Origin of the sequence: Pseudoalteromonas sp. OF5H-5 (genome assembly GCF_021530695.1) — a bacterium.
Taxonomy (GTDB): domain Bacteria; phylum Pseudomonadota; class Gammaproteobacteria; order Enterobacterales; family Alteromonadaceae; genus Pseudoalteromonas.
This window is the reverse complement of sequence record NZ_JAKGBF010000006.1, coordinates 20,504-45,168: the sequence shown is the minus strand read 5'-3', so window position 1 is coordinate 45,168 and position 24,665 is coordinate 20,504. Positions and strand designations below refer to the sequence as shown.

Here is a 24,665-nt window from a genome sequence, read left to right as displayed (position 1 = left end):
ATATTATGAAAAAAATCATTATTGCAATAGTTGCATTTATTTTGTTTAGTTCACAATCGGAAGGTCGTATTATAGATGGTTATGTTCATTCCGTTGGTTTAACTAATGGTTTAATACAGTATGAGACCGGTTATAACTATTCTTGTGGCCCTACCTCTTTGGCTTTTATCGAAAACTTCTGGTATTACAAATCAGGTGGACATTACCCAACAAAGGTTTCAGACCCTCAACTTGCTAAGGAAGTTATAGAAAAGCTCTATTCTGACGGCTATAACGGAGTTTCTATTCCTTTAAATAGATCATCAGGTGTTTCAACGGATGAATTAAAGCAAATGGTGATTGACAATAAAAGCGGCTGGGTCGCTGTTAAAGCTAATGGAAACAATTCTCTTAGTCATAATCTGTCACTCGCCAGGCAATGGATTGACAATGGTTATCCATTAATAGTCGGTCTTAAAGCAAGTTATCCAAGTAACCCAGTTGGTAATTTTGGCCACATCGTTGTCATTTATGGCTATGATTATGGTAACCTTTATTACCATGACCCATACTATGGTGAATATGGTAAGATAAGAATTGATAATCTTTCTAGTGCTATTCAAGGTAACCTCCCGTATTTAAGGGTTGCGCCGCACTAACTACAATAAGAGCATCTTGGGCTTGGCGATAGCTACAGGCCCATCATATTAAAGAATTGTAGTTTCTTTACGTTTAATAGCTAGCTTCTATATCACCAACTCTGCCAACGGCATCTCCACCCAGTCTCTGTGGTTCTCTGTATAAACCTTGGTTGATTTCGCGTCGGTGTAGGCCATTCTTGCTTGTGAGTATAAGAAAGCGGATAGGGCGCTTACTTCATGTAACGCGGTGAATTTTGACTTTTTCTGATGCTTTTATACGCAAAATGAGCCCTAGTGTTATGTCGGTTAATAATGTATATATGTTACGAGAAATATAGTTTGGCAACTTTCAAATGTCTAAATATGATGTAGATACAGTAGAGGCGCGCTATCAGCCGGGCTCAGATGAACAAGTGCTACTAAATCGACTAGGGATTACAGACCCTGAGGAGATGGATAATGTCGAAGCACACTTGTTAAGTCTTCTATATAAAAAAGTATTTAGCGATGACGAAGCAGATTCAAACTTTAGTTTTGATTCTATACTGCACTGGCATAAGCAATGGCTTGGTCGAGTATATGATTGGGCAGGAAAAGTTCGCAGCGTAAGGTTGTCTAAGGATGGATTTGAGTTCCGTGCTCCCCCTTATATTGATCAAGGCATAGTTAGCTTTGAAGAACAGTATTTGACAAAGCTCCCTTATCTATCCAATTTTAGCCGTGAAGAGCTAGTCAGTTATCTGGCTAAGAGTCATGTTGAATTTATTTTGATACATCCTTGCCGTGAAGGAAATGGCAGGTTGAGCCGATTATTAATGAGTTATATGAGCCGAGAAGCCGGGTATGGAATACTGGACTACTCGTTGTGGGACGAGCATCGAGACTTCTACTTTAAATCAATCCAAGCGGGTGTTGGGTGCGAGTACCAACACATGAAGAGGCTTGTACGAGATATACTAGTCCGCTAACGCCAATGAAGCGTACTTCTTCTTATTATTTTTCAGCTTTCGCTCTATCGAAGATACCGATTTACCTGTTTCTATAGCTGTTGAGCTAGCAACGGAGCGCAGTATCATATTTTGAGTAACTTTAACTTTCTTAACGTTCATATCGCACCATAATCATCGCTAATGTAGCTACAAATGTAGCTACTACTAAACATAATAGTATATTAATGGTAAGGCTTTCGCAATGTGCCAGCTATTTATTGAGTTAGTAGAGTCTAGCGTTGTTAGTTGTGGTTACTTGCTTTAATAGAGATATACATACTCAGTTAGTGAGAAATTTTTTAGAAGCACTAATGAGATCCCTGCCATAAAAATCCCTGTTATACTCCTAGGCTAAGACACTCTTAAAAAATTGATATGTATGGAATTTAAAAAAGAAGGCAATGATTGTTTGCCACCGATTGCTGGCGGGTATCTCATAATTTACAAAGGTCAGGAGGAGCTATCTGTGGTCAGTGTCCCATCCCTAAATTTACTTGCCGAGCGTTATAGAGATAGCGTTACTGGCAACGATGAATCTTTCGAAGATGCCGACGGAAATTGCTTTGATATAGAAGTAACCTCTTCAAATGTTGGTGTAGATTGGCAAGTAACGGTAACAACTGAAGATGAAGAGCTAGAAAATCAAATTCACGTAGAGTATCGCCCAAATGAATTTTGAAGATAAGGCAAATGATCTCCTAGGTGTTTTTCAAGGCGGGATTGCTCACATCCAAGAGCAAAATAAGGATGACTTTCACAATAAACTTTACTTATCGAATGTTATTAGCTTGATGGAACAATTTTTGTCATCTTTATTCATTTTTGAGATCAAAGGCTGTAGCGCCTCCCTTAAAAAATTAGCGAATAGCGACAAATTTAGAAAAACCACAGTTACACTTCCTTACGCTTTAAATTCATCAATTGAGGAGCATTTAGTCAAGGCAATGAAAGGGTTTGTTTGGCACAACTTAAACGATGCAGAAATGTTTTATAAGGCTGTTCTCGGTTTTTCATTTAACAAGAGTACAAGACTTATTAATCAGATAGATTTACGACATGATATCGTGCACAGAAATGGCTTCAACAAAGAAGAACAAGAAGTTGTGGTGACTGATGAAAAATTAGAGCAGTGTATTGTGGTCGTTAAAGACTTTATTACTGATGTACACAGAAAGTACATTCAGGCAAAGAGTTAATACCGCTATATCACCAACTCTGCCAACGGTACTTCTACCCAATCTCTATGGTTCTCTGTATACACCTTGGTTGATTTAGCGTCTGTGTGCGCCATTCTCGCTTGTGGGTCTATCCCTGATTGTGAATATAAGAAAGCCGATAGAGCGCGTATTTCATGAAAAGTAGGGCGCTTGGACTTGGGTAAGTGTTTGTATAAGCCTATTTTGTCTCTAATGTCGCTGAACTGCTTGCTTAAGTAAGACGGGTTAAACTGCGTAGCGTGGGTACATTCTTGGCTGACTATGTTGTAGTTAGTAGCACGTTTGTGGACCACATAAGGCGAAAAGAACAGATCTTTTTTGCTCATATCAATAATGTCTTTTATCGCTTGGCCAATGGGTATTGCAACGTGCGCAGCTTCTTTGTTTTTAACTTTTTGACGGTGAATGTATAACGTGCCGTAAACTTTACCGCCGTTTTGCATTTGTGGTTCTTTAAACCAAACGCACCCGCAGCGATTTGGCATTGGCTTGCTCAGCTTGTATTCAATTCGTGATATTTCTAGCGCAGCATGGGTGGTTTGTAATGCCAAATCCATTGCTACTTTTATATTTAGTGGGGCAGCAGCATAAATACGTTTAAAGTCGTCGGGTGTTAACCTAACTCGCTGCTTTTCTTCTTTAGGTTTGGTTTTTTTGAGCTTGGCAGGGTTCTTTGTCATTAGCCCTTCGTCCATCGCATAGGCAAAGATTTTACCTAAAAACGAAATTTTGCGGTTTGTAACCTGGTTGCTAGCCCCGTCATGAAAGGTATACAAATACTCATTTACATGCGTTAGTTCTATGTCTTTTGGGTGCGTCTCGGCGAAGAACTTTTTAGCTCGTTCTATATCATTCATGAGTGTTTTCATGGTGTCGTGTGCGGGCTTTTCCTCGTCGATTATCCTTGTTTGGATCTTATCTAAGTAAGCTGCTAGTGCTTCTTGTTTTGGTGCAGAGCGAGTAATAAGCGCCTCTATACCTTGTTTGTTCCCGCCACGCATACGCATATTGTACTCTTGCGCTATGGCGATAGCCTCAGCACGGTTATAGCCGAGCGATACCCGCTCACCATTTATCAGCTTAAATCTAAAGCCTTTATTGGCATCGTGATAAAGGTGTGCGGGTAAGTCGCTATTTTTATAGTGTCTACGTTTAGGGCTCATCACTAGCAGCTCATTCTGATCAACTTATCAACGGCGTTTGACACGTTTTGAGACACCCCAAAACGCTGATCTTCAAACACATACATCTTTTTTCCAACGATACGCCCTTGGATCTCGCCGTTATCCATTAAGCGTCTAATAGTTTCTAGCGACGGTGCGCTACCTTCTACAAATTCGCGCGATAACCAGTCGCGTACTTTCATTAATTTGGGGGTCATAACAACTCCAGTTTTTCCTAAAGCTTTATAAAGTCATTTTCAGTTTTGGGTCATGCTGCTTCACTTTTCTTTACTAAGTTCCGCTCAAGTGGGGCGGCAAAAACAGCAATAGGGCCGTCGTCGGCTTCGTGAATCGAGAGCAAAAAGGCGCCGGGCGTATTACAGGTTGGATGCCAGCTATTGATGTTGGTGTTGCCTTGTTTGTAGTAGCTTTCTTCCTGTTCTACCGTGCAACTGTTTTCAAACTTGTCTAAACATAAACGAAAGCCACGTGATAGTGCATAGTTATGGATTTCAATAAAGGTATTCCCGTCATCCCACATTGGCCAGTCAGGGTGAGACCAATATCCGTTTTCGTCCCGTTGTACTTCAACCGGCTTTAGTGGGTTGCTTGCTGGCAGGGCATTTATTAATACACTGGTGTCTACGTTATTTTCTAATGCAAACTGGCGAATAGCCGACTCCATTTTATGTGACATATTGGCTAGCTCATACATCGCGCTCACCACCCAGCTGTGTGGCACAAATTGAGCTGCTTGTATTTCTGTTTTTGGTAAATAATCGTGTTCTTCTAACTGGCCTGCGCGCAGTGCAGCTTTGCTGATAATCTCTTTAATCATATTAGGTGTCATCGTTGCTCTCCTCTACCAAGGTTTTAGTCCAAGCGCTATTCGCTGCTTGTTCCATTTGGCTACTAAATTCGTAGCCTCTCGTTTGTCACTGGCGTCAGGCTTGTCTTTGCCTTTGTACCACGCCAATTGCAGTGCGGTGGCGGTAATAATGTCCATGTTCAATTATCTACTCCTTAACAGTTAAAAGAGGTGTGCCCTTGTGGGGGCACGTCTCTGGTGCTACATGGAGAAATAGTTACCGCTTTCTACTCTGCTAACCTGTGCAGCAGCGTAGATATAAATCCTGTTCTTGAGGTTGGTGTTGGTTGTGCTTCTATTTGATCTTGTTCGGAGTATTGATCGCACAACATTTGTATTTGTTCGTTAACCTCATTTAGCTCTTTTAGTGCTTCTGCTTTATTGATATGGATGTTTTTGTTGAGCAGTGTTTTGGTCTTGCTTACACCAGAAAAGTCTGGGTCTAGATACACCATTACCCCTACCATTTGCATCGTTGGATACGTGTTAATGCACACATGCACCCGCGGGTGAGGTGTTATGCCTAATGTTATCAATTGTAAAATGGCGCGTTTAATTTCTGTTTCTGTTTCCATGCTGTACAATCCTTAGTTACTCAAAGTATTAGCTTTGTTTGTTGGAATAGAATTTCTTGCATCTATAAAAATACTTGTTTGTAAGTATCTTTATAGATTGATACTTAAAAATTGGTTTGTCAATGTTGTTGCACTCAAAAAGTTGTGCGATACTGAGTTCCCGAGAGTAAGGAGAGGTCATGAAAGTAAGCTCTGCTGTAGCTATTTCTGTTAGTCAGTTAAAAAAAGTCAAAGGTGGGACAGGGGGAAATGGTGTTGAACCACCTGTAGCTTCCAGTCAAACTTACGTGAAAAATGACTCTGTGAGGAGTAAAGGAGAATAACAACTATGGCGGATTTGCTTTTTAAAATAGGTGACTTCGTAGTATTCATAAACTTCCTTTCCTTATTGCTATTTGTGAAAGCAAAAGTAAAGGATGACAGTGTTTTGTGGTCCCTAGCGATACTATGTATTTTGAATGGGCTTATGCATGGTTGGGGTTATTTCTTAAAAAGTAAATTTGATGTTTATGATAAGGAGTTCATGAGACACCTTTGGTACTTATCTTTCTCTGCATTTTACGTTATAGGGGCTGCATTTTTGGTCTTAATTCATAAATATATGAATGTAGTTGCAGGTACTTTTTCAAAGGTTGTTTCAGCCAGCTTTATTGCTATTACATTTCTAACAGTGATAAGGCATTTAACTCTTGTAACCTTGAATTTAGATATTTTATTTGTGAAATACATGTATTCATTTGGTATACCTTTAGTTAATGTGATTATGGCAATCTGCTCTCTTTTTGTTACAATAAGATTAATTTTATTGAAACGGAGTTTGTAGCATTGATTTGGATGTTGGCCTTATTTTCAGCTAGTTGCTTAGTTGGAGTTATCTTCTTTTTCTTCAAGCTCATAGCATTTCAACCAGTTAAAACTTGTGCTAATGCGGAAGATGATTCATTTGGAGTTGCGGAAAGCAATTTATTAAGAGATTGCTTAACTATCTTAAAAGAATCAAAGGATATTGACTCAATGCTGGCCTGTGGTGAGGACGCTGTTGCGCTAAATATTATTCACTCATCCAAAAGGGATCGGTTGCTTAATAGAGTGGCTCGACTCAAAGAAGCTAGTTGAAATCTCATTATTTTTAGGGGTAAATGAAGGAGGATATGATGATCTATACATTAACCAATTTAGTTTTAAAAAGTGTGAAAGGTGGTAGCAATACAGCCAATAACTTACCTAATGTTCCGACTGTAAATATTCAGACTAATGGTGGAGGCATAGAGCCTAAAGGGAAGGGCTCCAATTAAGCTGATACCGGGGCTTTAGAATAGTATTTATTTTTCAAAGCCCTAGCCATTTTATGCTCTATGCTAGGGTTATTCGAAATAGAAGGTTAACTTTCATTACCGACTGCTTTTTTAAATTTACTAATAATCTTGCATCTAAAAACACTGCTCAATAGCGGCTGATCTAGAAAAGTTTTTAGACTGATTTTAAAGTTTTTAACTCTAAAAACTTATTGGCAATTTTCTCGTAATCACCACTTAACTCCACAACGATGCTAGCGCCCAAAAAGTTTGCGATAAGATCTTGATGCTTGACTATGTCCAACTTTCCTAGGCCTTGTGCTTGGAATTGCTTGGATAACGCTGTGATTGTTCGCTCTAATGCTATGGGAACTACCTCTTCGATTTCGTCGCTGGTGTAGCCATTTACAGCTTCTTCATCGTGAGCTCTTAATTCCATTTTTTGAGTATCATTTTTTCCCGTGTGAATGTAACTCGGGGTGACACCAAGCGCCATTGAAATTTCGTACAATTTTTTCGGTGCTGTATCTCGCTTTTCCAATGCAGCAAAAGCTTGTTGGCTCATTCCAATCAAATCGGCCAATTGCTTCTGTGTTAGGCCTTTCGACTTTCTCAGGCGTTCAATTCTTTTTCCAATACTTTCAGTCATTGAAATCCTAGTGTGACGCTTAATGGTATTAAATTACAAGCAATTAATAGATTTATCAAACAATAAAACAGGTTTTTGGTACTCAAAAAGTTGTGTTTTTGTTTTTTGAGTAGTACATTTGATCGGGGAGGTAAATTTATGATCGCAATTCGTGAAGCAATTAAGGTTATGGGTAGTCAGAAAAAGCTTGCTGAGGCTATTGGTAACGGAATAACTCAACAGAAAATATCTTACTGGCTGACGGTTGGCAAAGTTCCAGCCGAATACGTATTGAATATTGAGAGAGTTTCCGGTGTAAGCAGACACAAACTGCGGCCAGATATTTATCCTATCGTAATTAGTGACCAGCAAAACTCAGCTGTTATTCGATGATTTCGGCTCCAAGTATATCGAGCAGTGCTTCTGTTTTCATCGAAGCAACTTGAGCTTGAGGAAGCTTATGTTTTTGCACGATGTAGTGCTGGATGGCTTCAAACCATCCGTCAAGGCGATAGCTAGCGTAGTCGTCCTGTTCTACTAGTTTTTTGCCGAACATATAAAGGCTGAACTCAGCGGCGGCACGAGCTTTAAGTGAATTGGGGTTTGGTTGTGGGTTAGTACGATTAGGGGGGGCGTATTGAGTCATTAAACAATTCCTTTTTGTTGATGTCCTTTACGTATTAAGCATAGCAGAGAGATTTGGGTTTTTGTAAACGGTTAAGTTAATAATATTGGGGTTGCAAGTGGCTGTTAGCAATAAAGAAATTGTAGTGATAGATACCGAAACACTAGATACATCGCCAAGTGCGGTGGTGTTAACTGTGTCTGCTGTACGGGTATCTTTGGATACTGGTTTGAGCCTGCCTGTTAATGACGGTGTGCTCAATGAGGTTGGTGAAAACATTCTGCATATTATGCCAAATGTGACTGAGCAGCTGCTTAGTGGGCGGACGACATCAGCCGGGACTATTGCTTGGTGGAATGGCCAGAGCAATCAAGCAAAACAAAGTGTTTTAAGTGGTAGCACTATGTCACTTGCAGATGCGCTGGCTTTACTTACGGCATTTATTGGAGACGCCCAAGTGTTTTGCCGTGGTACTGATTTTGATCCGCCTATTCTTGCGAGTTTATATAAAAGCGCGGGTTTAAAAGCGCCATGGAAGTATAACCAGGTGCGCGATGTTAGAACGTTTATTGATGCGCTCAGTGGTGGCACTAAGGGCTACCTAGAAAATTGGGAGCAGCCTAGTTGGTTGGTGCCTCATCACTCTTTACACGATTGCATTAGAGATGCAATGCAGATGGTGGAAGTGAGTAAGGGGCAATGTGTAACTGTACCAATGGATTAAGTAGTTGATTGGTACATATAGGAGGAAGGGGTATGCACCCTAATAATTTTACGGTTACCGCTGTTACAGATGAGGGCGAAACGGTGACGGCGCCATTGGTCTGTGTGGATTTTAGCTCTTTAAACCATGAAACGGAGTTGGTGAAAGTGGATATGCCGGATAAAAGCATCCGGTGGGTTGCTTGGGAAACGGTGAGAGTTAAGGGCCAAATTCCATTTGAGGACGAGGCGCAATTAAAGTTGATGGGTACGCAAATTGCGCTGCTTGAAAGTAAACGTGCAGCGCATTTGAAGCGTTTGGGCATTGTGGGTGTTTAGAGATTTAGGTTTATAGCCTGAACGTCTCGTTTAAATTTTAAACTATACCCTAGTCTCTGTAGGCCAGCTTCGGTGAGCACAATGCAGGCGCTGTCTACTTTGCTTTGACGAACAAAGCCCTCTTCAAAGTAAAAGTTTACTACTTCTTTAAGAGTGTTTCTTTCGTGGTCTTCGATTTGTTGGCTTGGTTCAGTTTGGTGCACGTTTTCGTAACTTGGGTGTATTCCGTTAGGAAATTTATCAACGAGAAGTTTTGAAAGTGGTTTTGCATGTTCTTTAAATAGTTCGTCAAATTGTGGCATGAGTATTCCTCCGTGTTGTGGAGTTTTAATAGTAGTCAATATTTTCGATTGAGGAGAAAGCGATGTTTGAAAATTTATATGAGCGTTACCCCGAACACATGCCGGGTAAAAACAAGCCGCAGGCGACACCGCCTGTAAGTAAAGAAGAAAAGCCCACCCCAAAGGGGTAGGCCGACAAACAAAAACCCGCAATCTGAACTTTGGCGAGCCGGATTTGCGGGTTTAAGTATGACGGAGGTTAGTATGACATGTTTGGTTGATTTAGCAACAGGAGTGGCGTGATGAGCATGGAGCTTATGGTTCTGGCAATGAAAACTCACGTTGGAAGCCATGCAAGAAAGTTAGTGTTGATTAAGCTTGCTGATAATGCCTGTGATAAAGGAGAGTGTTGGCCGTCTTATCAGCATATTGCTGATCAATGTGAGATGTCTAAACGTTCTGCTATGCGCCACATTGATAAGTTAGTAGAAGATGGGCTCATTAGAAAAGAAGTGCGAAAAGGTGGGATAAAGGGAAATAGGTCTAATGTGTACTTTTTGGAAAGAGAAATGCTATTAAGTAGTATGATCCAGCCAGCTACCCCTAGTGACAAATTGTCACTAGGGGTAGTGTCAGAAAGTCACCCCCCTAGTGACACCGTGACACCCCCCCCTAGTGACATTGTGTCACCCAGAAGCAGTCACTCTTTAGATCCAGTCAAAGAACCAATAAAAAATAAATCAAAAAATTTGGATTTTTCTGTTTGGCCTGAAATGCCCTCGAACCAAACATTGAACGATTGGCTGGCAATGCGAAAGCGGATGAAGGCGGATGTAACTCAAACTGTGATCAACAGGCTGGCGCCTCAATTGACGATTGCGTTTAACAAAGGGGTGAGCGTTGATGACTGTTTGGGCGAGTGCGTAGTACGAAATTGGCGTGGGTTTGAGTTTGATTGGTTGAGTGATGAGATTAAGGCTCGGGGCTTAGGGCGTTTGCGGGCTAATCAGCATCGTTCATCTGACTTTGAGCTGTCGGGCCAAATTACTAATCACTCGAGTCGCAAGGATGTGAGTTTGGCTTTGCAGGCAGGAATGCCATTTAAGGCGTTACCAGAGCGGCATCAAAACGACTTAATTGGTGAGTGGCGAGCAGGGCGTTTACGGATTGAGTTGGTTTCGTTGCTTGAAAAGCAAAATGTTTTGCTGTGAGGCCGTTATGGGTAATTATCGTTTAGACCAAATCACTTTTAAAAATGCACTTAAGACAATTTTAGGTGCGAAATACAACGCTGCTGCGGCTCAAGCTAATGCTGAAAAAGCACGTGTACTTGCTGAGGTTGGCGGTGAGCCAAGTTTGCGTGATAAAAACCGAGCAGCTGCAGCTGGTAATCGTGTTATGGCTGAGTGGGCTAAGAGTGTTGGGGTGCTTAGTGTGTCTGACTGGATTAAGAGCCAACGCTAATGATTGAAGCCGGTAACATTCTTAAATGCGCGCGTAAACAGTCTGGTTTAAAGCAAGTGGATGCTGCTATTGCTTATGGTGTGTCTGAGCGAACGTATCAACGGTGGGAGAACAATGAGATCCAACCTAAGTTTGTGGACGTGGTTGGGCTAATTGAGGGAGTGTTTAAAGTTGAGTTTAGGGATTTGGTTGGATAGTTGCAAAACTAGTTGTGAAATGTGCTATATTCGTTATAACTAAAAAAATAACCCAACATTTCACATTAACTAAATCGTCTGCGGAGACTCAATTTAATGGTTGATAGAAGTAAGTTTGAACGTCTTGATGAATCACAACAACGAATTGTTAAGTTTATTGTTGATAATCTAGACAAAGAAGTTTTAGAACAGCTAGAAAATGCGATTCATGTAGAGTATGCGCGTGATGTGTCATACGTATTAGAACACCGCCCTGACGTTGCCAATCGGGCTAAGCCACAGATGCATCGATATGCAGTGGATCAGGTCTTCGTTGATATGTTTGGTCCAGATGCTCTTCAAAGCACGGAGCCGAGAGGAGAGTATTATACTATTTATAGTAATGGTGCGATTTCGATGAGTCACTGTGAAGCACATACTGATGAAAAGAAACGCCCAGCCAAGCATAGAAAGAAGATGGCTAAGAAAAACGAAGTGATTGAACCGCTTCAGTTAACTTTTGAGCATTTTGATAACACTCAAAAAAGAGCGGTTGATAATACGATTCATATTGCTTTGTATACTCTGCATAAAAGTAAAGTCGCAAGTGATGCTACGGAGCCTGAGGGGATATATGTGGTAGTTCCTTATTCAGACTGGACGGGCTATCATTTATTCGTAAGTTTGCAATTAATTCTCGGTATGTATGGTAATGAAGAGTTGGAAGCGATGGAGGATATGGCAATGCCAGCGCTGAAAGACGTTATGATTGACCGTGAAAAAGATATATTTAAAAGGTAGATAATGAGAACGGGTATAGGTGGTTTTCAAGGCGCGCGGTTAACTCAAGCTAGAGAAGTTTTAGGTATTTCTAAAAGCGATCTTGCAACTATGGTTAGCGTATCACCTGCATCTGTTACCAACTGGGAAAGTGGTAAGTTAAAACCAGAAATTGAGAAGGTTGAGGCTTTAAGTAAATGTCTCAACCAACCAATTGAGTGGTTTATAAAGGAGTTGAGTGATGGTGCAGATAGTACGTATTTCTATAGAAGTATGGCTTCGTCATCTCGCAGAGGCAGGATGACAACAAAGGTTAGGCTTAACTGGTTGTCTGAGTTGACCGAAACTTTATCAAAGTATGTGAGTTGGCCTGAAATTAGGTTACCCGAAAATAACACTCACTTTTTGCAGCTATCTGACGAGGAAATTGAAGTATTTGCTTTGGCTACTCGTGAGGCTGCTGGTGTGAAATCTGGGCCTGTGCCTAATATGGTGTTGGCTATTGAAAACTGTGGTGCATTTGTTACTCGGGATGAAATTGGCTATCAAAAGGTTGATGGTACTTCATTTTGGTGTCCAAATACTAAGCGGCCATTTGTGTTTTTAGCTGACGATAAAAGTAACGGGTGTAGAAGTAGGTTTAATGCTGCGCATGAATTAGGGCATTTGGTATTGCACAAATTTGTGACTGATTCTGAACACAGTAAGCATCATGCAGAAATTGAACGGCAGGCGCACTTATTTGCTGGCGCTTTTTTAATGCCTGAAAGGGTGTTTTTGAATGAGGTTAAATATGTCACGGTTGAGTCTTTACTTGCGTTAAAAATGAAGTGGAAGGTTTCAATTGCTGCGATGATTATGCGTTTGCATCACCTTGAAGTTATTGATGACGACCAAAAGTTAAACCTTTATAAAAGGTTGTCGGCTAGAAAGTGGCGTACCAAAGAACCTTTTGATGAAAAAATTGAGTTTGAGATACCTCGTGTACTTCCCAGAACTGTTAATCTGATAACTGAGAACTTGATGAGTAAACTCGAGCTTGCGCATGAGTTGGTATTGTCTCCTCATGTTTCTGAAAAGCTGCTGAGTTTACCTATGGGGTATTTTGATGATACACACCATATGGAAAATGTAGTTGAGCTCAAAAGCCGTTATCGTTCTGGGAATGTTAAAAGCAAAAAAGCGGATGTGGTAAAAATTTTTTAGAGTGTTCCCCGTGAGCACGGGGAACGGTTGCTGTGTTTTGGTTGCAGTGTTATCTAAGGAATTCGGGCAGGTTAATAAGGATATAAGGAGTTATTTTGGATAATAACAATGAAATAGTTAAAAAAGTTTTTCTTATTGCTGTATTTATTTTATCAATATTCACTATTGTGTTTTTTAGTCGCTATGACATAGATCTTAGTCAGGATTTTAGCCAGTGGGTTAATGTCGCTGTCTATTTCAACAATATTGTTACTCCGATCCTGATGTTTTTATCTGTTTTTTTATTGTTTTTAACGTGGAAAAATACCCGGGAAGAGTTGGTTAATACTAGAGAAATCTTGCAGAAGCAGATGGATATGCAAGTGAATAGTAAAAAGCTCGAAGAACTCGAGTTAATGTTTGAAAAACTGAATGGTTTTGTTTTTGAACATAAGTGGATGAATGCTAGAGCTTATGCATACTTTGAAAGTCATGATGATTTTTTTAATCAATATCTCGATATGGAAGCTAATCAATCTAGCGCTTCTTTGTTGCTCAGTAAACTTGAGTTTAAAGAGATTTTTTCACAGGCTTGGGATGTCCTTCGCAATAGAAGTTTAATGGAGATATTAAAGCTTTTTAAATTAGGATCTTTAGAGCAGGTAGACTATTTTTCTCCTATTGGTCAATTTTCAGGTTATTGCTCTGAAAATGATTGTATTTTACAATATAAGCATTCCCGCATAGGTTCGGACCTAAAAAAAAGACTGTGTCTTGATGCAGTTGTCCTAAGTTGCGCACTAAGAACTATTAAGTTTAATGAACTAGTGGTAATTTTGTTTGATATACATAATTTAATTTCAGATCTTAAGACGCAAGGCGAGGAGTTGAAGTGTGAGCTTCTTTCTGTTAAATATGACTTAAATTTAATTACAGATGCTTGCTGGTACAGATTTGAATTAGATATTCATGAAAGTTTTTTTGGAAGTTTGCTCCCAGCGTATAGGGATTACGATATTAGTGAATACCTTTCTGATGCTGAGCGTGTTTATCTAAAGAATAAGGCTATTTTTAATGAGTTTAAAAGAATAGGGAAGGGCGAGCCTAGCTTGTGTTCTAGTCTTCAATTTTTACTTGATAGGTATTATGGACGACAGTATTGGATTAAAGAAGGCACTCTTAAAGGCTTTCTTTACCAAATTTATGATTACAAAGGTATTTTCAAACACAGCGAAAGGTTCTCTGAGTAATTATTAATTAGCGTTGGTATAACTGAATTCAACACTTAATTCTGGGAATATCAGGCCATCGGGTAGTGTACCGTGGCGATAAAAACTCACGCTTCATTATCCAATCGTTATTTTGTACTTCACTACCCAGCCTTGCTGCTGTAATGCCATAGCGTTTGTTAATGTCGTCTATTGTTTTCATTAGTTCAGGGTTGTCTTGCGAGGCGTTGAACATGTCTGCATGCTGGAAATTGTCGTCTTCTAGCTCTATTGCACCAATGCCTGATTTGTAATATCTAACACCCGGTTTAAATAGCTCTCTGAACACTTGTTCAACGGCGTTGGCAAATACCATGCTATCGGCGGATGCAATAGGCAGCGCTTGAATAAATGACTTTTTAAAGTAGCCGTCTTCATGGGGGGAAGAGTGTGCGAAAACGATAATGCGCTTTGCCAGCGATTGTTGTTGTCGCAGCTTTTTGGTTACTACTGAGCAGTGTGTGATTAATGAAGCTTTGAGTGCAGCGGGAGTCGTAACACGTTCACCAAAGCTGCGGGTGCTGTAAATTTCTTTTTTGCGTTGTTTTACTTCATCCCACGATAGGCATGTGTTGCCGTTTAGCTCTTCAATTGTGCGCTCTAGCACTACGCTAAACTGTTTGCGCATGTGCTTTGGGCTTTGCTTTGCTAAGTCTAACGCTGTTTCAATCCCCATCATTGAGAGCTTTTTAGATAGACGTTTACCTATACCCCAAACGTCACCTGTAGCCATACGTGAAAGTATTGTTTTACGTGATTGCTCGTTGTGAATGACGGCTACTCCTGTAGCGCCTGCAAATTTTTTTGCGGCATGGTTTGCGGCTTTTGCTAATGTGGGAGTTGGGCCAAAACCTACACCAACGGGTAACTTTGTGCTTTGCCAAACTGTGCGGCGTATGAGTTGACCATAATCGTACCAGTTATTTACGATTGAGCTGTAACCATCGAATTTAAGGAATGCTTCATCTATTGAGTATACGTAGTGCTGGTCGCAGAACTGTCCAATCACGGCCATCATCTTGTCTGATAGATCGGCATATAGCTCGTAATTAGAAGAGCGAATGATCACACCATTTTGTTCTAATATTTGCCTTAATTTGAAGTAGGGCTCAAATTTTGGAATGCCAAGGGCTCTTGCTTCTGGTGATGCAGCAACAATGCAACCATCGTTATTTGAAAGCACGACGACAGGCTTTTTACGAATTGTTGGATCAAATACCTTTTCGGCTGAGGCATAGAATGAGGTGGCATCAACTAGCGCATACATTTGGCAAGTTCTACGTTTTTCTTAAGGAGTCTAACGGTGCTGATCACAACACCTTCAAGTTGGAATGTATCTGCTTCCGATATTGCTACCGGCGCATAAATACGCGAAGCTGATAACAGCCTTCTGTTAGTTATATCTATAATCTTACACACAAACTCATTGTTATAATTTGCAACAATCACATCGTATTGTTTTGGTGAAATCGAGCGATCGACAATTAGAATGTCACCGTCGAATATTCCAACACCTTGCATTGATTCACCCGATGCTAGGCCGATGAATGTGGCGTTTGGGTTGTTGATAATGAGCTGGTCAAGTGAAAGCCCCAGCTCTTTGTATTCAGAAGCTGGGGACTCAAATCCAACAATACCCGCTTGCGCTTTAATAGGAATAACTTTCATACGCTATAAATTATACTGTACATAAATACAGTATAATTGCGATTTATTGGATGTGCAATGTTCGGGGAGGTGGTGTGTGTTGAATTAACACTTTGTATTCTTTTTGTTTTCATGGTGTGTTTAAATGAGGTTATGTTGCCTGATGGCTCTTTAATAAAGGAAATGAGATGGAAGAGGAAGAATCTAAAATTATCAGGGACATTGAAAAGTGTCGGTCAAAGTCACCTACTTATAGTGATAACCCTTACTCAGAAAACTCTGATGAATTTGATTCATTTGAAAGGCAAGTCACTCAACGTATCAAGCGAATGAAGAATGTTAAGTGTGAATCATATCCAATCGGTGAAGAGCCTGAATACATGAAGTATGTAGAGCTAAAAGGCAGTAAAGTTGTAAAGGAAAAAAAGGCTGTTCGCTCGAATAGCTATGCTGCAGCTAAAAATAAATAAGGGAGTAATGCGGTGCCATACATCCGAAAGGTAAGAGATCTTAAGGCAAAAAAGAAAAAGTTTGTGTATCAGAAAATTATGAGGTCACAAGGGTACCATGATCCAAATATTTTCGATCTAATCAAAAATACTTTCTGTTCAATGACGTTTATTGAAAAGCCAATAAGTGGTGGCGTTAAGTTTGTTGTTTCTTTTGTACATTGTATTGTTTTATTTATTACTTTACTGAGCGTTTATTCAGTCCATCTAGCTTCACAAGCGAACTTGATGAATGAAGAGAGCATTCGTATGGCATTGGCATTTGATACTACAAAATCAGGCTCTCTACGTGACGATGCAATCCAATGGATGCTAGATCAGAATATGTCCATATCGAACTTGGTTTTAAATGATTTCGAAAGGAGTAGTTTTAAAATACGAGATAATTACTTCGGTAGACATGGAGAAAGTTATATATATAACATTAAAATAGATAAAAGTGAAATTTATTTAAGCGGAGGTGAGGCGAAATTTAAAAATCTAATTATTGAAGATAGTAATGTTAATTTTTCTTCTAATGGTATTGAGTTATCACCATTGGTGATTGAAGATAGTGATGTTGATTTTACTTCAAATGGTATTAAAGTTTCACAACTAGTTATTGAAGATAGTGACGTTAATTTTTCTTCAAAGGATATTAAAGCTTCATCACTGGTTCTAAGGAATAGTCACGTGACTTTTTTTGGAACTGAACAAAGAGAAAGAAGCTATGTTTACAGTAACTGTTTATATAATTCACAAGTTACTCTAGAATACGTGTCCGGCTTTACCTTAGGTAATACTATTGGTTTTGATGTTTCTTTACGGGCAACTTCTTCATATTTAAGTGATCAACTTGAAGGTGAATGCGATAAAAGAATGGGGTGGTTGGTTATAAGAAAATCAGAAAAAGTGGTGATAAATGGTAGATTAGCTAAAAAAATCTGGGTTTTCGATTCTGATGATGTGAGTATTGATTTCCAAAGTAATAAAGATGATGTATACATGCCAAAAGTAATCTATTTCAGCGGTGTTGATAACTCGAAATTTACGATGACCGAGTTTGTTACTCTAATAGTTCATGAATCCACGATACGTGTAGACGGTAACTTGTATTACAGTTATGGTCCAAGGAACTTTCCATATCTATCAGTTAGTCCAGATGATGAATATAAACTGTCGACTGTACATTTGTTTGGTAGTTTTGCAATTATAGAAGCAGATTTAAATTATATTAACTTGGTCGCTCCACACGGAAATACATTTGTAGGTATGTTGGTTATAAAAAATAGTAGTCAAGAGCAATGCGAAAAAATTATTTCAACAGCTGGGATGCTAAGTGTTGAACTGGGAAATGTTACTTTTATTGATTATAAACCCTGTACGTACGGCAGAATGGTTAAACGTAATGCATGGAATATCGCAACTAAAAATATTGGTCATGAACTTTTTATAGAAGGCCAGAAAATAGAAGAGAGCCAGCTTAGAGCGGAAATGGAAAAGTATTTTAGAAGAAAGTCATTGTATTAACAATATTTTCAAATATATACCAGCCACAAAGTGTCGTATATGAACTGTAATTAGTCGTTAAAGTGTTGGTCAGCTTTTTAATGACGAACAACAATATGCGAATAACAGCTCTACTTTCAGAAAGTGCTATACGTGATCACTGCAAGGACTTAACAATTGCGGAAGTGAAGGACCGAAAAACTCCTTTGCTACTTCGCTACAAAGCTGACAGAACAGGAAGTTGGCTGTTAGAACTAAACCGGGAGGGCAAAACTACCCGACCAAAAATAGGCGACTGGCCTTTGGTATCTGTAGCTGGCGCTAAAAAACAACTTGAAGGTTTACTTTTAGCTGTCGCACAAAATGAAACCGCTAAATTAACCGCGTTTTTTAATATTGCGGAGCTAAGTCAATGGTATATCGAGCGTGAGCAGCGCAACGCTTCGACCTCAAAGAAATACAGAACTACATCCTTATCTTTGGTTACAAAACATATATTGCCCCGCCTTGGTGGTTTTAACGTCTGTGGACTAGATAAGGGCCTTGTGGATGAGCACTTGGTTCAATCAATGATGGAGGAGGGTTACAAGCCTAGTACTATTCGCCAAGTGTATGCACAGCTAAAACGTATTTTGCAACAAGGTGCGGATAGCGCGGTGATTCAGCCTACGGCTTTAGCCGGTGTTCCATTCAAAAACTTTCATAAATCAAAAATAAAGCCTAAGCCAAGTGCAATTAGGCCCTATCAATTGCGTGATGTCATTGAGCAAATAAAACAAGCAGATAGATTACCAAGGCTGTTTGCTTTGTGTTTGCTGTGCTTTGGTACGCGTAAAACTGAAACGAGCCTAATTGAGTATGGCTGGTTTGATACATCTGATAAGCCGCGCCTTATATTGCCAACCCAAGTGACTAAAACGAATGATGAGTTAGTAATTCCATGTTCTGAGTTTGTGATGCGAGAAGTGGCGTTGTTTCGCAAAGAACAGGGAGGTAATTGCCGCTATTTGTTTGCAAATGCCCGAGGTGAATCAGTTGGGGAATCAACCACCGACAGCTGGGTTAAATCGGTTAGTGGTGGAAAGTGGTCAGCTCATGACTTAAGAAAGTTGGCAACTGATTGCTGGATAGAAGCTGGAGTGGATTATTTAGTCGTACAGCGTTTATTAAACCACGCACTACGAGGGGTAGATCAGGCGTATATGCACTCACATCTTGAGAGCCGAAAACGTGAGGCTTTGGAGCAATGGCACAACAAGATTGATCGGCTAATAAACTCCGACACTAATCCGACACGGAATAATTTTGATAAGTGGTTGTAAGCCTGAGAGTTAAAGGGCTTGCGTTAATAAAAAGTGTTTTACACAAAGGAAAATTTAAAGGGGCAATATGCGTTTAAAAGGTGGTCAGTATATCCGTATAGCCAGAACAAGAATGGGACTAACGCAGCAGGAAGTGTTTGAGGAATATGGTGTTGCAGAGAGCACTTTGAAGCGTTGGGAAAGTGGCCGAACTGAGCCTGCGTTTAGCGATGTGATTGATATTTTTGACAGTGTATTTTGTCAGGACTTTTTTGCAGTAAGAGAGCGTTTGGAGGTGGCATTTAATGAACATCAGAACAGTTAAAGCCTATTTAAGTATTTGGGGTGCACATCATCGGTCGGAGTATTACGAGCACGGGTTTAGTAAAAAGAATGTGATACATCAATACATGACTAAAAATAGTTTAGAGGAAGAAAGTGTTGCTATAAGGTCGATTTTTGAACTAATGGATGGAAAGGTTGCTACTTTAAGACAAGAGTATATAGCAGTATTGAACGCAAAATATTGTCATTTACTCTCCTCTGAGAGGGGGGCAAGAAAATTGGGGATCACGAAAACTCAATTTGAATTTAGACAAGCTCATGCTGAACGTTCACTCGTTGAATTTTAAGTGTCATTTCTGGCCTTTGAGCTTTAGAAAAAAGGCGTATGATTGAGATATGCTTTCCGCAGTAGCAATGAGCAAGTTCTATGAATTCAACCCGCTTAATTGCGGGTTTTTTATATCTAAAGTGAAGGAATCGCTGAGATGGTTTGACTATGATGTGAAAGTTTTTGCGTGTCATACTGGACGCACGTATTTTCAGTAAGTGCCAGCATGTGATAGCCCTGTATCCCGCATGGGCCCATAGGGGAGGGATTAGGCGTCGGTTTGCGCCCGACTAAGGCATAAGTAGCACACGAATGAATATGTTATTAATGGAGGGAGTTATGAGCCAAGAGTTTATCGCCTTACTAGCGTTTGCTCTTTCACTTCTGCGAGCCACCACGGTTGTTTTGTTGGCGTGGTTTACGTTGCGCTTCTTAGATAAGCGCATGGGGTTTGTATTCGTAGATTGGTGGGAGAAAGCAGATGACAAAGCAAAAGCTTTTTATTTGGCTGCTCGTTGTTTCGCTGTTTTCCTCGCCTTCAGTATTTGCATGGCATAGCAAATACGACTGGCAAATCAAAAAGGCTGCACGCCACTACCTGCCATCGGTTCCATGGCAACTCTACAAAGCACAGCTCATTCAAGAGTCATCATTGAACTCCAATGCTATCAGCCCAGTTGGTGCTGAGGGTATAGCTCAGTTTATGCCTGGCACGTGGGAAGAGGTATCCCGTCAAATAGGCGTGATTGGTTCACCGTATGACGCGGAGATAGCCATACCAGCAGGTGCTTATTACATGGCTCGGTTGAGACGTATATGGAAGTGGCCCAGATCTGAGGAAGACAGGCACAACTTAGCGATGGCCTGCTATAACGCAGGCTGCGGGAATATCCTAAAAGCCCAGCAGCTTTGTGGAAATCCATCTCGCTATGAGCCGATCATGGCATGTTTACCAGCAGTGACCGGAAAACATGCTGATGAAACGTTAGGTTATGCGCCACGCATTCGGCGCATCTTTGAGCGGCTACTTTATGAATAGGTTGATTATTTGGGCCTTTGGCTTACTGCTTACTGCCAGTCTTATAGGCTGGCAGGCTTTTTCTATTAAAGTACTTCGAGCAGAAGTTAAGTTGGCCAACGAACGGGCCGAACAGTTGCTAGTTAACCGTGATGAGCTAGCTGCATCATTAGCTGATTCTGAGCGTGATAAAAAAGCGCTGTGGGCAGAGTTTGAGGAAAATGTTGCCGTTCTGGCGTCACGAGATGCGGAGTTGAAAAAGAACCTGCAAAAGTTGGCGGAGTTGTCGGAAACACTAAGAGGACTGAGAAAACATGATGAAGAGTATAAAAAGTGGTCTGATGCTCGTGTCCCTGATGCTGTTATTCGGCTGCTCCGCAACACCAGAGCAACAGGTGATCGTGAAGACGGAGTACCGTAAGCAGGTCGTACCTAAGCACTTGGCACAGGACTGCCCGTTGCCGCCGGTGCCGGCAGAAGGGTCATCAAACGAAGCGTTAGCTGAATATATGGTCAGAATGGAATCAGCACTGAAGGACTGTAACATCGATAAGAAGAGCATAAGACAATGGCAGAAAGCACAACCGCAAACACAGTAACCAACACTTCTGCTGTTATTGCCATTACTAGCGGCGTGTCTAATAGCGAGTTCGCACAATCATTGTTGAGTGCGAGCTTTGACCAGATTATCCAAGGGCACTTTTATTGGCAGTTGTCCGATGTTATTACGCTGGTTTGTACTGCCATCGTGATAACCAACTTTGTAATTGCTCGCATCGATAAAGTGAGGCTGAAGAAACAACAACAGGCAACGGGCCTATAGGGGGATCAGGTCTATGGGCGCTTTCTGATATGGACAAACACAGCGCAATGAAGATCAAAAGCGAATGGAAAAGCACTTGGATTCCATAGATAAGAAACGTGATATGTTGCTGAGCTCAAGCTAGCTGGGGACCCTAGAACATTGATTCTGAACCACGGGTCACTGACTCGCGGGGAATGGCTAATTTTCGGGTTTTCTATGTTCGTCAGCAGCACCTTGATAATTATCAAGTTTGGCAAGGGGTTGGGGGTGAAGGTACTGACTAAAATCTGATCCTTTCTGACGGTTAAGATCGTCACTAGATCATTATGCAAGAGGTGATGTCGAAGTGTGGGTGACGTTACAAAAATTGATGACGCTTATCTGTGGAACATAACCCGAATTTCTCAGGCGTTTGGGGTATCCCGTGACACGGTACGAAAGCGATTAAATACTGCTGGGGTTGCTCCAGTGAAAAAAGTGAAGGGTGTACCCCTTTATCCGCTCCTTGATGTTGGACCAGCTTTATTTGCTGGTGAAGCCAATGTAGTGCCAACGACATATAAGCCGGATGAGTTGCATCCCAAAGACAGAAAAGACTATTACCAGTCGGAAAACGAACGGCTGAAATTTGAAGAAAAAACCAAACAGCTTATCCCTGTGGAAGAAGTCCGAGCCGATCAGGTTAGAACCCTAAAAGCTAATGTGGCATTTTTTGAAGGCTTGCCTGACAAGATGGAGCGCACCCGGCTGTTCAACCCAGAGCAGTTGGATGTGCTGGAGCGAGTTACTGATACATTCCGCGACCAATTATACAACGAACTGATGGATGTGGCGGATGAGTAATTATGCCAAAGCCTCAAGGGTTCGCCGTGAATCCGCCGCTTTAGTGCGAGCTCCCAAGCGCGAACCGATTTCACAAAGTGCCTCACGGTTGTTGTATGTGGAGCAAGGCGGGGCTATGGTGCCTTGGGATGGCTCGCTGATCCCCTACATGCACGAACCCATGAATTGCCTGCAATCGCGACAATATGATGGTGTGGTGTTTGTTGGCCCAGCTCGAACAGGTAAAACAGTAAGCTTGCTTGATGCGTGGATCATGCACACTGTAGTCAATGACCCCGCGGATATGTTGGTGGTGCAGATTTCTGAGGAAAAGGCGCGGGAGTACAGCAAAAAACGCTTGAGCCGCAGCTTTGAATCCAGCCAGGAAGTGCGGGCGGCATTATCGCCGCGTGCCCATGATAACAATGTGCATGACAAGATTTTCAAAGCCGGGCACTACCTTAAGATCGGCTGGCCGAGTAAAAACATTTTTGCTTCATCCGACTGGAAACGGGTGGCGCTCACGGATTATGACCGAATGGAACAGGATGTGGGCGGCGAGGGCTCCGGCTGGGTGTTAGCGGGTAAACGTACCCAAACTTTTATGAGCAGTGGCATGGTGCTGGCGGAGAGTTCGCCGGGCTATGACATTCTTGATCCAATGTATCGGCCAGAAAGCCCGCATGAAGCGCCGCCAACCAAAGGCATTCTTTCCTTGTTTAACCAAGGGGATCGCCGCTTGAGGTATTGGCAATGCACGGATTGCGGGGAATGGTTTGAGGCAGATTTTGAATTGTTGGTGTATGACACCAACGAACCCGACCCGACCAAGGCGAGCCGGGAAGTATATCTGGGCTGCCCGCATTGCGGGGTTATGCACCAAGAAAAATTCAAACATGATTTTAACCGCAATGGGGTGTGGCTGCCTCAAGGGCTTTGGCTTGACCAAAACCGAGAAATTCACGGTGAAGCCAGAGTGAGCCGCATTGCCAGCTTTTGGCAGAAAGGCCCAAGTGCCGCATTCCAAACGTGGAACCAATTGGTTTACAAGTATCTGGCGGCCATGAATGACTATGAACGCACAGGGAGTCTTGAAAACCTCAAGGCCACAACCAACACCGACCAAGGCAAGCCGTTCACACCACCAAGAAACACGGACAGAAACGCCAATGACCTGATGGACAGGCGCAGCGATCTGGGCGTGAAAGTGGTACCGGACTGGGTGCGCTTTTTGACCGCAGCCATTGACGTGCAGGGCGGTAAGAAAACGCCTCGCTTTGAAGTGCAAGTGGTGGGCTGGGGGGCTGAGCTGGAACACATTGTGATTGACCGCTATGCCCTAGCCAAGAGCAAGCGCGAAGATCCCGACACGGCCAGCGGCTATGCCAAGATTGACCCAGCCAGTTATCTGGAAGATTGGGGCGTGATCACAGACAAGGTGATCAACAAAACCTACCAAATTGATGATGAATCAGGCCGGCACATGCCTATCTTACTCACTGCATGTGATTCCGGCGGTGAAGAGGGGGTGACAGATAACGCTTACAACTATTTTCGTAATTTGAAAAAGTTAGGGCTGTCCCGGCGATTTATGTTGGTCAAAGGGGCCAGCCGTATATCGGCCCCGTTATTGAAAAAGAGTTACCCGGATAACACCAAACGTAATGACCGTAAGGCCAGCGCGGCGGGTGATGTACCTGTGTGGCTTCTAAATACGGACAAAATCAAAGACGTGGTGGCAAATGCTTTGGGTCGTGAGGAACCAGGCCGCCGTTATGTGCATTTCCCTGACTGGCTGCCAGAGAGCTTTTTTGATGAGCTGAGCTGTGAAGCTCGTGGCCCAGATGGAAAGTGGCGCAAACCGTCTAATTCAGCCCGAAACGAAGCCTTTGATCTGTTGGTGTATTGCTGGGCCATTATCTTTGATCGCAAAGCAGATAGGATCAGTTGGGACAATCCACCGCCGTGGGCCAAGCCGATTGAAGAAAACAGCGAGATATTAACGGGAGCAGGGGAAGCAACAGAGCAACCTAAGCGCCGCAGGAGGCGCAGAACCTAGAGAGGAACGCAATGGCATTTACTCAAGATGATTTGGATGCGCTCGATGAAGCCATTGCCAGCGGAGAACTGACTGTAAAAATCAACGGACGAGAGGTGACATATCGCAGTATGACCGAGCTGTTACACGCAAAACGTTACATTGGTCGCGTCATGGCGAAACGGGCAGGCCGCCGCCGCAGTCCATTAACGGGAATTGTTACTGTTGGCGATCGGGGAATTCGATGAA

General features: G+C 41.7%; 41 protein-coding genes. 30 read left to right on the top strand and 11 right to left on the bottom strand.

What is annotated here, in order from left to right:
- Positions 1-5: 5 nt before the first annotated feature.
- Both L1271_RS10625 and L1271_RS10620 read left to right on the top strand, forming a co-directional pair.
- A complete protein-coding gene (locus L1271_RS10625) occupies positions 6-638 on the top strand; it encodes a C39 family peptidase (protein ID WP_235367825.1) in 633 nt (210 codons plus the stop codon).
- Positions 639-973: 335 nt separating this feature from the next.
- Positions 974-1,588, top strand: coding sequence for a Fic/DOC family protein (locus L1271_RS10620; protein ID WP_235367824.1), 615 nt, complete (start codon positions 974-976; stop codon positions 1,586-1,588).
- On the opposite strand, the gene L1271_RS10615 is transcribed toward L1271_RS10620, so the two are convergent.
- Positions 1,577-1,729 carry a hypothetical protein gene (locus L1271_RS10615; RefSeq protein ID WP_235367823.1) on the bottom strand — a complete coding sequence of 51 codons (153 nt, stop codon included), beginning with the start codon at positions 1,727-1,729 and terminating at the stop codon, positions 1,577-1,579. The genes L1271_RS10620 and L1271_RS10615 overlap by 12 nt on opposite strands.
- A 346-nt stretch (positions 1,730-2,075) precedes the next feature.
- On the opposite strand from L1271_RS10615, the gene L1271_RS10610 reads away from it, so the two are divergent.
- Positions 2,076-2,288 carry a hypothetical protein gene (locus L1271_RS10610; RefSeq protein ID WP_235367822.1) on the top strand — a complete coding sequence of 71 codons (213 nt, stop codon included), beginning with the start codon at positions 2,076-2,078 and terminating at the stop codon, positions 2,286-2,288.
- Positions 2,278-2,805 (top strand): hypothetical protein, encoded by a 528-nt coding sequence (locus L1271_RS10605; protein WP_235367821.1) that lies wholly within the window; start codon positions 2,278-2,280, stop codon positions 2,803-2,805. The genes L1271_RS10610 and L1271_RS10605 overlap by 11 nt, the downstream gene beginning before the upstream one ends.
- A gap of 5 nt (positions 2,806-2,810) precedes the next feature.
- On the opposite strand, the gene L1271_RS10600 is transcribed toward L1271_RS10605, so the two are convergent.
- The 5 genes from L1271_RS10600 to L1271_RS10580 all read right to left on the bottom strand — a co-directional run bounded on the left by L1271_RS10600 (position 2,811) and on the right by L1271_RS10580 (position 5,432).
- Positions 2,811-3,989 (bottom strand): tyrosine-type recombinase/integrase, encoded by a 1,179-nt coding sequence (locus L1271_RS10600; RefSeq protein WP_235367820.1) that lies wholly within the window; start codon positions 3,987-3,989, stop codon positions 2,811-2,813.
- A 2-nt stretch (positions 3,990-3,991) separates the two neighbouring features.
- The gene (locus tag L1271_RS10595) at positions 3,992-4,207 is read right to left on the bottom strand and encodes a hypothetical protein (RefSeq protein ID WP_138581919.1); all 216 of its coding nucleotides are present in this window, start codon (positions 4,205-4,207) and stop codon (positions 3,992-3,994) included.
- A gap of 50 nt (positions 4,208-4,257) precedes the next feature.
- Positions 4,258-4,839, bottom strand: coding sequence for a hypothetical protein (locus L1271_RS10590; RefSeq protein ID WP_235367819.1), 582 nt, complete (start codon positions 4,837-4,839; stop codon positions 4,258-4,260).
- Positions 4,840-4,851: 12 nt separating this feature from the next.
- Positions 4,852-4,995: a hypothetical protein gene (locus L1271_RS10585; protein ID WP_235367818.1), complete on the bottom strand. Its 144-nt coding sequence runs from the start codon at positions 4,993-4,995 to the stop codon at positions 4,852-4,854.
- A gap of 89 nt (positions 4,996-5,084) precedes the next feature.
- Positions 5,085-5,432, bottom strand: coding sequence for a hypothetical protein (locus tag L1271_RS10580; protein ID WP_235367817.1), 348 nt, complete (start codon positions 5,430-5,432; stop codon positions 5,085-5,087).
- Between the two features lie 179 nt (positions 5,433-5,611).
- Between L1271_RS10580 and L1271_RS10575 the strand changes: the two genes are divergently transcribed.
- Genes L1271_RS10575 through L1271_RS10560 form a run of 4 tightly spaced genes read left to right on the top strand, consistent with a single transcriptional unit; the run spans position 5,612 to position 6,727 of the window.
- On the top strand, positions 5,612-5,755 hold the full coding sequence (locus tag L1271_RS10575; RefSeq protein ID WP_235367816.1) for a hypothetical protein: 144 nt from the start codon (positions 5,612-5,614) through the stop codon (positions 5,753-5,755).
- A 5-nt stretch (positions 5,756-5,760) separates the two neighbouring features.
- Entirely contained in the window at positions 5,761-6,255 is a 495-nt protein-coding gene (locus L1271_RS10570) for a hypothetical protein (RefSeq protein ID WP_235367815.1), read from the top strand.
- A 2-nt stretch (positions 6,256-6,257) separates the two neighbouring features.
- Entirely contained in the window at positions 6,258-6,548 is a 291-nt protein-coding gene (locus L1271_RS10565) for a hypothetical protein (protein WP_235367814.1), read from the top strand.
- 35 nt (positions 6,549-6,583) lie between these two features.
- Positions 6,584-6,727 (top strand): hypothetical protein, encoded by a 144-nt coding sequence (locus L1271_RS10560; protein ID WP_235367813.1) that lies wholly within the window; start codon positions 6,584-6,586, stop codon positions 6,725-6,727.
- Positions 6,728-6,902: 175 nt separating this feature from the next.
- Here the strand turns inward: L1271_RS10560 and L1271_RS10555 are convergent, their stop codons facing one another.
- A complete protein-coding gene (locus tag L1271_RS10555) occupies positions 6,903-7,376 on the bottom strand; it encodes a helix-turn-helix transcriptional regulator (RefSeq protein WP_235367812.1) in 474 nt (157 codons plus the stop codon).
- A gap of 138 nt (positions 7,377-7,514) precedes the next feature.
- Between L1271_RS10555 and L1271_RS10550 the strand changes: the two genes are divergently transcribed.
- Positions 7,515-7,748, top strand: a complete 234-nt coding sequence (locus L1271_RS10550; RefSeq protein ID WP_235367811.1) for a transcriptional regulator — start codon at positions 7,515-7,517, stop codon at positions 7,746-7,748.
- On the opposite strand, the gene L1271_RS10545 is transcribed toward L1271_RS10550, so the two are convergent.
- Positions 7,738-8,001: a hypothetical protein gene (locus tag L1271_RS10545; RefSeq protein ID WP_235367810.1), complete on the bottom strand. Its 264-nt coding sequence runs from the start codon at positions 7,999-8,001 to the stop codon at positions 7,738-7,740. The genes L1271_RS10550 and L1271_RS10545 overlap by 11 nt on opposite strands.
- Before the next feature lie 97 nt (positions 8,002-8,098).
- Between L1271_RS10545 and L1271_RS10540 the strand changes: the two genes are divergently transcribed.
- Positions 8,099-8,704, top strand: coding sequence for a 3'-5' exonuclease (locus L1271_RS10540; RefSeq protein WP_235367809.1), 606 nt, complete (start codon positions 8,099-8,101; stop codon positions 8,702-8,704).
- Between the two features lie 32 nt (positions 8,705-8,736).
- A complete protein-coding gene (locus L1271_RS10535) occupies positions 8,737-9,021 on the top strand; it encodes a hypothetical protein (protein ID WP_138581931.1) in 285 nt (94 codons plus the stop codon).
- On the opposite strand, the gene L1271_RS10530 is transcribed toward L1271_RS10535, so the two are convergent.
- Entirely contained in the window at positions 9,018-9,323 is a 306-nt protein-coding gene (locus tag L1271_RS10530) for a hypothetical protein (protein ID WP_235367808.1), read from the bottom strand. The genes L1271_RS10535 and L1271_RS10530 overlap by 4 nt on opposite strands.
- Before the next feature lie 281 nt (positions 9,324-9,604).
- On the opposite strand from L1271_RS10530, the gene L1271_RS10525 reads away from it, so the two are divergent.
- The 6 genes from L1271_RS10525 (at position 9,605) to L1271_RS10500 (ending at position 14,157) form a co-directional block, all read left to right on the top strand.
- Positions 9,605-10,513 (top strand): helix-turn-helix domain-containing protein, encoded by a 909-nt coding sequence (locus L1271_RS10525; RefSeq protein WP_235367807.1) that lies wholly within the window; start codon positions 9,605-9,607, stop codon positions 10,511-10,513.
- 7 nt (positions 10,514-10,520) lie between these two features.
- On the top strand, positions 10,521-10,766 hold the full coding sequence (locus L1271_RS10520; RefSeq protein ID WP_235367806.1) for a hypothetical protein: 246 nt from the start codon (positions 10,521-10,523) through the stop codon (positions 10,764-10,766).
- The gene (locus L1271_RS10515) at positions 10,766-10,963 is read left to right on the top strand and encodes a helix-turn-helix transcriptional regulator (RefSeq protein WP_138581935.1); all 198 of its coding nucleotides are present in this window, start codon (positions 10,766-10,768) and stop codon (positions 10,961-10,963) included. The genes L1271_RS10520 and L1271_RS10515 overlap by 1 nt, the downstream gene beginning before the upstream one ends.
- Positions 10,964-11,059: 96 nt before the next feature.
- Positions 11,060-11,743 carry a hypothetical protein gene (locus L1271_RS10510; RefSeq protein ID WP_235367805.1) on the top strand — a complete coding sequence of 228 codons (684 nt, stop codon included), beginning with the start codon at positions 11,060-11,062 and terminating at the stop codon, positions 11,741-11,743.
- A 3-nt stretch (positions 11,744-11,746) separates the two neighbouring features.
- Positions 11,747-12,928, top strand: a complete 1,182-nt coding sequence (locus tag L1271_RS10505) for a helix-turn-helix domain-containing protein (RefSeq protein ID WP_235367804.1) — start codon at positions 11,747-11,749, stop codon at positions 12,926-12,928.
- Positions 12,929-13,023: 95 nt separating this feature from the next.
- Positions 13,024-14,157 carry a hypothetical protein gene (locus tag L1271_RS10500; protein ID WP_235367803.1) on the top strand — a complete coding sequence of 378 codons (1,134 nt, stop codon included), beginning with the start codon at positions 13,024-13,026 and terminating at the stop codon, positions 14,155-14,157.
- Between the two features lie 28 nt (positions 14,158-14,185).
- Here L1271_RS10500 and L1271_RS10495 read toward each other — a convergent pair whose 3' ends face one another.
- Positions 14,186-15,442: a Y-family DNA polymerase gene (locus L1271_RS10495; protein ID WP_235367802.1), complete on the bottom strand. Its 1,257-nt coding sequence runs from the start codon at positions 15,440-15,442 to the stop codon at positions 14,186-14,188.
- On the bottom strand, positions 15,430-15,843 hold the full coding sequence (locus L1271_RS10490; RefSeq protein WP_235367801.1) for a LexA family protein: 414 nt from the start codon (positions 15,841-15,843) through the stop codon (positions 15,430-15,432). The genes L1271_RS10495 and L1271_RS10490 overlap by 13 nt, the downstream gene beginning before the upstream one ends.
- 167 nt (positions 15,844-16,010) lie before the next feature.
- Between L1271_RS10490 and L1271_RS10485 the strand changes: the two genes are divergently transcribed.
- The 13 genes from L1271_RS10485 (at position 16,011) to L1271_RS10425 (ending at position 24,664) form a co-directional block, all read left to right on the top strand.
- Complete coding sequence (locus tag L1271_RS10485; RefSeq protein WP_235367800.1) at positions 16,011-16,292, top strand: hypothetical protein; 282 nt, start codon at positions 16,011-16,013, stop codon at positions 16,290-16,292.
- A gap of 12 nt (positions 16,293-16,304) precedes the next feature.
- Positions 16,305-17,840 carry a hypothetical protein gene (locus L1271_RS10480; protein WP_235367799.1) on the top strand — a complete coding sequence of 512 codons (1,536 nt, stop codon included), beginning with the start codon at positions 16,305-16,307 and terminating at the stop codon, positions 17,838-17,840.
- 95 nt (positions 17,841-17,935) lie between these two features.
- Positions 17,936-19,141 (top strand): tyrosine-type recombinase/integrase, encoded by a 1,206-nt coding sequence (locus tag L1271_RS10475; protein ID WP_235367798.1) that lies wholly within the window; start codon positions 17,936-17,938, stop codon positions 19,139-19,141.
- A 67-nt stretch (positions 19,142-19,208) separates the two neighbouring features.
- Positions 19,209-19,445, top strand: coding sequence for a helix-turn-helix domain-containing protein (locus tag L1271_RS10470; protein WP_235367797.1), 237 nt, complete (start codon positions 19,209-19,211; stop codon positions 19,443-19,445).
- A complete protein-coding gene (locus L1271_RS10465; protein ID WP_235367796.1) occupies positions 19,426-19,752 on the top strand; it encodes a hypothetical protein in 327 nt (108 codons plus the stop codon). The genes L1271_RS10470 and L1271_RS10465 overlap by 20 nt, the downstream gene beginning before the upstream one ends.
- A gap of 320 nt (positions 19,753-20,072) precedes the next feature.
- The gene (locus tag L1271_RS10460) at positions 20,073-20,291 is read left to right on the top strand and encodes a hypothetical protein (RefSeq protein WP_235367795.1); all 219 of its coding nucleotides are present in this window, start codon (positions 20,073-20,075) and stop codon (positions 20,289-20,291) included.
- The gene (locus tag L1271_RS10455) at positions 20,215-20,772 is read left to right on the top strand and encodes a transglycosylase SLT domain-containing protein (protein ID WP_235367794.1); all 558 of its coding nucleotides are present in this window, start codon (positions 20,215-20,217) and stop codon (positions 20,770-20,772) included. Before L1271_RS10460 ends, L1271_RS10455 begins: the two co-directional genes overlap by 77 nt.
- Complete coding sequence (locus L1271_RS10450) at positions 20,765-21,172, top strand: hypothetical protein (RefSeq protein WP_235367793.1); 408 nt, start codon at positions 20,765-20,767, stop codon at positions 21,170-21,172. Before L1271_RS10455 ends, L1271_RS10450 begins: the two co-directional genes overlap by 8 nt.
- Positions 21,066-21,350, top strand: coding sequence for an Rz1-like lysis system protein LysC (gene lysC, locus L1271_RS10445; protein WP_328283743.1), 285 nt, complete (start codon positions 21,066-21,068; stop codon positions 21,348-21,350). Before L1271_RS10450 ends, lysC begins: the two co-directional genes overlap by 107 nt.
- On the top strand, positions 21,320-21,574 hold the full coding sequence (locus L1271_RS10440) for a hypothetical protein (RefSeq protein WP_235367792.1): 255 nt from the start codon (positions 21,320-21,322) through the stop codon (positions 21,572-21,574). Before lysC ends, L1271_RS10440 begins: the two co-directional genes overlap by 31 nt.
- 330 nt (positions 21,575-21,904) lie before the next feature.
- Positions 21,905-22,399, top strand: a complete 495-nt coding sequence (locus L1271_RS10435) for a DUF1441 family protein (protein WP_235367791.1) — start codon at positions 21,905-21,907, stop codon at positions 22,397-22,399.
- Positions 22,392-24,437 carry a phage terminase large subunit family protein gene (locus tag L1271_RS10430; RefSeq protein ID WP_235367790.1) on the top strand — a complete coding sequence of 682 codons (2,046 nt, stop codon included), beginning with the start codon at positions 22,392-22,394 and terminating at the stop codon, positions 24,435-24,437. Before L1271_RS10435 ends, L1271_RS10430 begins: the two co-directional genes overlap by 8 nt.
- Positions 24,438-24,448: 11 nt before the next feature.
- Positions 24,449-24,664 carry a phage head-tail joining protein gene (locus L1271_RS10425; RefSeq protein ID WP_235367789.1) on the top strand — a complete coding sequence of 72 codons (216 nt, stop codon included), beginning with the start codon at positions 24,449-24,451 and terminating at the stop codon, positions 24,662-24,664.
- Position 24,665: the final 1 nt, after the last annotated feature.